The sequence below is a fragment of the bacterium genome, assembly GCA_016873475.1.
Classification (GTDB): domain Bacteria; phylum Krumholzibacteriota; class Krumholzibacteriia; order JACNKJ01; family JACNKJ01; genus VGXI01.
The window spans coordinates 1-6585 of record VGXI01000176.1 but is presented as its reverse complement, the minus strand read 5'-3'; the positions used below and the strand labels follow the sequence as shown (position 1 = coordinate 6585).

Annotated in this window: 6 protein-coding genes; 3 read left to right on the top strand and 3 right to left on the bottom strand. The window is 69.0% G+C overall.

All coding sequences use genetic code 11. The annotated features are described in order from the left end of the window. From FJ251_12305 to FJ251_12295, 3 genes are all read right to left on the bottom strand, one after another. Nucleotides 1-868, bottom strand: an 868-nt coding sequence (locus tag FJ251_12305) for an aspartate carbamoyltransferase catalytic subunit (GenBank protein MBM4118493.1), incomplete at its 3' end; no start/stop codon positions are given. Then, nucleotides 865-1431, bottom strand: coding sequence for a bifunctional pyr operon transcriptional regulator/uracil phosphoribosyltransferase PyrR (gene pyrR, locus FJ251_12300; GenBank protein ID MBM4118492.1), 567 nt, complete (start codon nt 1429-1431; stop codon nt 865-867). The genes pyrR and FJ251_12305, both read right to left, overlap by 4 nt. A 167-nt stretch (nt 1432-1598) precedes the next feature. Next, nucleotides 1599-2486, bottom strand: coding sequence for a hypothetical protein (locus tag FJ251_12295; GenBank protein ID MBM4118491.1), 888 nt, complete (start codon nt 2484-2486; stop codon nt 1599-1601). A gap of 51 nt (nt 2487-2537) precedes the next feature. Here FJ251_12295 and FJ251_12290 point away from each other — a divergent pair, with 51 nt between their 5' ends. From FJ251_12290 to FJ251_12280, 3 genes are all read left to right on the top strand, one after another. Then, a complete protein-coding gene (locus FJ251_12290) occupies nt 2538-3764 on the top strand; it encodes a hypothetical protein (protein ID MBM4118490.1) in 1227 nt (408 codons plus the stop codon). A gap of 130 nt (nt 3765-3894) precedes the next feature. Beyond that, nucleotides 3895-5694, top strand: a complete 1800-nt coding sequence (locus tag FJ251_12285) for a hypothetical protein (GenBank protein MBM4118489.1) — start codon at nt 3895-3897, stop codon at nt 5692-5694. A gap of 369 nt (nt 5695-6063) precedes the next feature. After that, nucleotides 6064-6585, top strand: a 522-nt coding sequence (locus FJ251_12280; protein MBM4118488.1) for a hypothetical protein, incomplete at its 3' end; no start/stop codon positions are given.

The window sequence follows — 6585 nt, the reverse complement described above, 5'->3', positions numbered from 1 at the left end:
GGGTCACCTGCTCGAGGATGACCGCGCGCGGCCCGTTCGCCACGGCCTGCGCGATCTCGACGCCGCGGTTCATCGGGCCGGGGTGGAGCACGATCGCGCCGGGCGCCATCAGCTCCAGGTGATGCGGCTGCACCTGCCAGTCGCGGGCGTAGGCACGCAGGCTGGGCAGGAGCCCGCCCTCCTGCCGCTCGCGCTGGATACGCAGGATGTTCACGGCCTCGGCGCCGCCCAGCGCGCGAGAGAGATCGTACTCCAGCGTGACGCCGAGCGTCGCCAGCTCGCGCGGCAGGAGCGTCGGCGGCCCGCAGAGCGTGACCTGCGCGCCGAGCTTGGTCAGGCCGTGGATGTTGCTGCGCGCGACGCGGCTGTGCAGGATGTCGCCGACGATGACGATCTTGCGCCCGGCCAGCGCGCCGAGATGCTGGCGCAGCGTGAGCAGGTCGAGCAGCCCCTGCGTCGGGTGCTCGTGCGTGCCGTCGCCCGCGTTGATCACGCTGGCCGGCACCCGCGTCGCGAGGAAGTGCGGCGCGCCGCTCGCGGCGTGGCGGATGACGAACATGTCCATCTTCATCGCGAGCAGGTTCTCGGCGGTGTCGAGCAGGGTCTCGCCCTTGGCGACGCTGCTCGTCGAAGCGGAGAAGTTCACCACGTCCGCGCTCAGGCGCTTCTCGGCCAGCTCGAAGCTGATCCGCGTGCGCGTACTGTTCTCGAAGAAGAGGTTGCAGACCGTGTAGCCGCGCAGCGTGGGCACCTTCTTCACTTCGCGCTCGCCGATCTCGCGGAACTTCTCGGCGGTGTCGAGGAAGAGCGTGATCTCCTCGGCGGACAGGCTCTCCAGATCGAGCAGGTCCTTGCGTGTATAGATCATGACTCCACCTCGCCGAGCAGCACCTCGTCGACGCCGTCGATCTCGGTGAAGCGCACCTTGACGATCTCGCGCCGGCTGGTGGGCACGTTCTTGCCGACGTAGTCCGCGCGCACGGGCAGCTCGCGGTGGCCGCGGTCGATCATCACGGCGAGCTGGATGGCGGCCGGGCGGCCGTAGTCCATCAGCTCGTCCATCGCCGAGCGCACGGTGCGGCCTGTGAAGAGCACGTCGTCGATGAGCACGATCGTGCGGTCTTGCACGTCGCCGGGGATGCGCGTCTCGCCTACGCGCGGCTGGGGGCCGATCGTGCGCAGGTCGTCGCGGTAGAAGGTGATGTCCAGGCTGCCGACGCTGATCGGCCGACCCTCGACCTTCTGCATGTAGGCGGCGATGCGCTCGGCCATCGGCACGCCGCGGCGAGCGATGCCCATGATGATCAGGTCGCGGCCCGACTCGTTGCGCTCGAGGATCTCGTGCGTCATGCGCTTGATCGCCCGCAGCATCTGCTCGGCGTTCATCAGTTGCGCCTTCTGGTGGAAGGCGGCTTGCGGACTGGCTTCCATGGAACCTCCGGCGCGCAGCTCAGGGAGATCGGTGGGGAAGGGCAAAAAAAACGCCCCGGCCGCCGGCGCAGGGCTTCGATGATGCGGCGTGGCGCATGGCCGGATCCCTTCTCGACCTCACGGGATCGAATTAAAGGACGACCCGTCTCGGGCGGGCTCGCGATAGCCTACGCCATCGGCGCCTCGGAATCAAGGGGGCGCCCGCCGCAGCTGTCGCCGAGGCTGGCCAGGAGCCGGTTCACCTCGGCGCGGTCCTCGCGCGGATCGCCCGCCTCGGGCGCGCGGTGGCCCGTGCGGCTGAGGAGGCCGCCCAGGTCGAGGTCGGCTTCGGCGTAGCGGTTCATCGCGTAGAGCAGGAGACCGCGGTCCCAGCGCGCGGCCGCGCTCTGCGGCGCGAGGCGGACCCGCCAGTCGGCGGCGCGCAGGGCGTCGTCGTCGCGACCTTCGGCCAGGTAGGCGGCGCGCATCGCCTGGAGGTAGCGCTCGAGGAGCTGGCGCGCGGACAGCGGCAGCAGGCGCTCGGGCTGGAAGGCGAGGCGACGGCCGGTAAGGAGCAGGTTGACGCGGTGGCGGGCGGCGGCCAGCGGCAACAGCGCGCCATCGGCCGGATCGAGCACCTGGCCGCGCGGGAGCCAGTGGCTGCCCAGGAGAACGCCGCCCGGCAGGGCGAGGGGGCGCAGCGGGAAGGCGAGCCGGCGCGCCAGTTCGTAGTAGAGCAGGGCCAGGCTCAGCGGCCGGCCGCAGCGCCGGGCCGTCACCGCGTGCAGATCGACGGCCGCCAGGCCGGCATCGTTCTCGGGCGCGGCGCGGAAAGCGAGCGTCTCGAAGAAGTAGCTGCTGAGGGCCTCGAACTTCTGGTAGGGTTTCCCGAGTGCGCCCAGTCGCCCGTCGAGTTCGGGCAGCCCCTGGAGCAGGGGCAGCAGGACGGCGCTCGGCAGGCACTCGGTGTCGGCGGCCTGGCCGAGGGCCAGTGCGGCGCGCAGGGGACTGAAGCGAGGATTGGCGGCGTCGATCTCGGCGAGGAATCGCAGCTCGCAGTGCTTCGCGGTGACCATGGCCCCCCCTTTCGCAGATCTCCGGGTTCCGGAGACGAACGCGGCCGCCACATGGGGTTTGGAGCCGCGGCTGAAGGGACAAAGGCAAGATACGCCGCCTCGCAATGGGCTCCAAGGAGTGCCCGCTATTTTCGCGGAGTTTCGGTTTTTCGTAAGGAAGGTCTCATGAAGGCGCGCGCAAGAAGCCTCGACGACTGGCTGAACGAGATCCTCCGCCTGCCGACGGCGCCCTTCCACGAGCAGCAGGTGACCGGACGCATCAAGGCCTTCGCCCGCGAACGCGGGCTCGGGCTGAAGGAGGACCGCGCCGGCAACCTGGTGCTCGAGTACCGGCACGCGGCGCGCGGCCGCCAGCCCGTGGCCTTCTGCTGTCACACGGACCACCCGGGCTTCGAGGTGATCGCCGCGCGCGGCCGGCAGGCCACCCTGCGCCTGCTCGGCGGCGTCGACGAGCCGACGCTCCGGCGCAGCCGCATCCGTCTCCTCGGCGCCGGCGGCCCCGTGCGCGCCGAGGTGCTCGCGGTGACGATGGCCAAGGACCGCCGCAAGGACGACACGACCCTGCGCGTGCGCGTCGCGTCGCCCGTGGCCGTCGGCGACTGGGGCCACTTCGACCTCCTGCCCCTCTCGCTGGCCGGCGGCAAGATCCGCTCGAAGGCCCTGGACAACGTGCTCAGTGCGACCCTGATCCTGAAGCTGCTCGACGACTTCAGCGCCGAGAAACGCTCGGGGCACGTCTACGGCGTCTTCACGGCGGCCGAGGAGGTGGGCTTCGTCGGCGCGATGGAGCTGATGCGAAGCGGCCTCCTGCCGCGGCGGGTGCCGATGGTGGTGATGGAGACCAGCCGCGAGCTGCCGGGCTTCAAGATCGGCGCCGGGCCGGTGGTGCGGGTCGGCGACCGCCTGAGCGTCTACGACGACGAGCTGACGCGCTGGCTCACGGAGACCGCCGAGGCCCTGGCGAAGCAGGACAAGCACTTCCGCTTCCAGCGGGCCCTGATGCCCGGCGGGGCCTGCGAGGCCAGCCTCTACCAGCTCGAGGGGCGCGCGACCTGCGCCCTGGCCGTGGCGCTGGCCAACTACCACAACATGGGGCCGCGTGGCGCGGCGGCAGAATGGGTGAGTCGCAGCGACGCCGAGCAGATGCTGCAACTGCTAACGGCGCTCACCGCGAGCGGGCCCCAGCCGGGCCGGCGCGAGGCGCTGCGGCGCCTGATCTGGAAGCAGCATCGTCGCTATGCGGGGCGTTTCCGGCGCGGTGGCAGGGCCGCCGCCTAGGCCGGCGCCCGCTGTACCGCGCCCGCGGGCTCGTGCTATAATCGAGGAGCCGGAATCCGGGCGGTCGACAGGCGTGGGCCGCCCTCCTGCATTCGGAGCTTCAATCCGCAAACTCCTGAAGGGGGGAAGCATGCGCTTGCTCACCACTCGTTTGCTCGCCGCCGGAGCCGTGCTCGCGCTTCTGGCTGGCACTGCGCTTGCGCGTCCGGGCGTGCCGCAGACGATCCTCAACCTCGAAGCCGCTGAAGCCCAAGGCCTGCTCAGCCACGACGAAGCGGCACTGAACAAGATCTACCACGTGATCGCGCCGGAGAAGGTGGACGCCCGCTTCCTCACGCGCGACGAAGCCCCCGGCAAGTGCGCCACCGGCATGCTGATCGAGATCCTCGCCGACGAGTCGGTGAGCGAGTCCGTCAAGCAGGTGCTGCGCGACTACGCCGAGACGCCGCCCGCGGGCGATCGCGCGCTGTACATCTCGCCGTCGGGCACCTTTCGCCTGACCTACTTCACGACCGGTACCGACGCCGTGCCGACGACGGACACGAACCCCGCCAACGGGATCCCCGACTACGTCGAGCGCTGCGGCGAGTACATGGACTGGTCGTGGCAGTACGAGATCACGACCATCGGCTTCACGCCGCCCGTGATCATCGCTGGAGTCGACTATCAGGTCAGCTTCAAGAACTTCTCCTACTACGGCGTCACCTACGCCCTCGGCGGCGGGCGCACGCGCATCGAGCTGCACCGCAACTTCCTGGGCTTCCCCGCCAACGACGATCCCGACGGCGATCAGCTCGGCGCGGCGAAGGTGACCTGCGGCCACGAGTTCAAGCACGCCAGCGCGTATGCGACGGCCAACTGGAGCGAGGGTGGCTGGGCCGAGCTGGACGCGACCTGGATGGAAGATCAGGTCTACCCGGCGACCAACGACTACCACAACTACATCGCCTACTCGGGCAGCCCGCTCTACACCCCGCAGCAGAGCCTGGATTACGGCGGCAGTGGCAGCTATGAGGACTGTATCTGGCAGACGATCATGAGCGAGAAGTGGGGCATGAGCTTCATCGTGTCCCTCTGGGTGTCGCGTCACAACAACCCGGCCTGGCCCATGCTGACCACCTACGACAACCTCCTGCAGACCGTGGGCAGCAGCCGCGCGGCGCTGATGGCCGAGTGGACGCGCTGGAATTACCTGACCGGCTTCAAGTACTCGGAGCACTGGAACGACGTCCCCAACGGCGAGGGCGGCTATCCCGACGCGGCGGATCTCTACAGCTGCGCGGTCTACTACACGGTGAACGGGCTGGGCACGCCGCCCACCTCGACCGTCGAGGACATGGGCGCCCGCTATGCGCGCCACCTGGCCCTGACCGGTCTCAGCAACTACCCGAGGATCACCTTCAATGGCGATGACACGGCGGACTTCCGCCCGCAGGTCATCATCAAGAAGACCGACGGCACGCTGCTCTTCGACGCGGTAGTGATGGGCGCGAACGACGACGGCGAGGTGACGCTCAGCGTTCCCTTCAGCCAGATCCAGGAGCTGGGCATCAGCTTCCCCCACTGCAGCCTCTCGGGCGGCTACAAGCAGTTCAGCTACGCGCTGACGCAGGCTGTCGTCTCCGATGTCCCCCCGCTCGGTCCCGCGGGGATGCGCCTGCACCCGGCCTACCCGAACCCCTTCAATCCGACGACGAACATCAAGTTCGAGTTGGCGAAGGACGAGCAGGTCACGCTGACGATCGTTTCTCCCATGGGTCGCGTGCACCGCACGCTGCTCGCGGGTGAGCTGCGCGGTGCGGGCGAGCACATCGTGCGCTTCGACGGCAAGGACGAGGCCGGCAACCTGCTGGCGAGCGGCGTCTACTTCGCGATGCTGAACATCGGCGGGAGCGAAAGCCAGCTGGCCAAGCTCACGCTGATCAAGTAGGACGCGCGCTCCTCAATGGGCGGGAGCTTGGACAGGTAGCTTTCGCCACCAGGCGGCAAATCGGACCCCCGGCGCTTCATGGGCGCCGGGGGTTCTCGTAAGGACGGGCGTTGCGGGTGGTTGCTTATCGACCGGGGCTTCAGGATTCGCTGGATCGGGCCGACACCTGGCACGAGCGGGCGCGCACACAAGTTGCACGCCTGCATTGGCTTCACGCCAGTTGCGGCGCAAACCGGCGAGAGACTCCCGAGGCGGACTCGGGGGCGCGAGTTTTGCAAAATCGCGATCGTCTTCGCGGGCGATATCCGAGACCCGCTATCGACTGACTAGCCTGCGCCAGACTATTGACTTGCCCCGGCGCTCTTGACGATGATGCCGATCCGGCGTTTGGGTGCGTGCCGTGACGGAGGATTGCCCCACATGCAGTTCAGCGCAGAGTGGATGGGTCTGCCCTGGTACGCCCTTGCGCCGCTCGTGCTCGTCCTCGGCTGGATCAGCCAGGAGCTGAGCCGCAGCGCCGCCGAGGCGGTGGGCCTGCTCGACCATCCGAACCCGCGTAAGATCCATCTGCGACCCGTGCCGCTGTCGGGCGGCCCCGGTATCTTCGGACCCCTCGCTCTGGGTTACCTGATCTGGCTGCTGGGCGGCTCGCCCGGCATGGCGACCAGCGCTGCGCTCGCGCTCGGTCTCGGCTTCACGGCCATCTTCATGACTGGCCTCATCGACGACCTGCGGGGGATCTCCGCGCGCAAGCGCCTGCTCATCCAGGCCGGCGTGGCGACTCTCCTGTGGGGCGCGGGCTTTCGCATCGACGACATCGCCTTCGGGAGCTGGACGCTCGAGCTGAGCGTCGTGTCGCTGCCGCTGACGCTGTTCTGGTTCATGGGCTTC